This is a genomic window from Mesorhizobium sp. GbtcB19 (genome assembly GCF_019091085.1).
Classification (GTDB): Bacteria; Pseudomonadota; Alphaproteobacteria; order Rhizobiales; family Rhizobiaceae; genus Mesorhizobium.
This window is the reverse complement of the sequence record NZ_JAGXJY010000439.1, coordinates 1-242: the sequence shown is the minus strand read 5'-3', so window position 1 is coordinate 242 and position 242 is coordinate 1. Positions and strand designations below refer to the sequence as shown.

The following is a 242-nucleotide window of genomic DNA, read 5'->3' as shown; positions in this document are numbered from 1 at the left end:
CTGCCACGACCAGAGCGACAGGGGGTAATAGCTGAGCGGACGGTAGTCCGCATTCAGCACCAGCGCGGGAAGCCCTTCCGGAGATACGGCAACCGTCACGTCCTTGCCTCCTTGGTTCCAGAACCGAACGGCGCGGATACTGTAAGCCCGTCATGACAGGGATGTGGAGCGGATTGTCGCGCGGCCAAATGGTCAAAAACGCATGATTTTCATGCTTTTTTGGCGATTTCCGTTGGCGGTGC

At 58.3% G+C, this 242-nt stretch carries 1 pseudogene; it reads right to left on the bottom strand.

Annotation, left to right across the window (positions count from 1 at the left end):
• A pseudogene (locus KVT37_RS32680) lies at nucleotides 1-99 on the bottom strand (HNH endonuclease); the annotation flags it as partial.
• Between the last annotated feature and the right edge of the window lie 143 nt (nucleotides 100-242).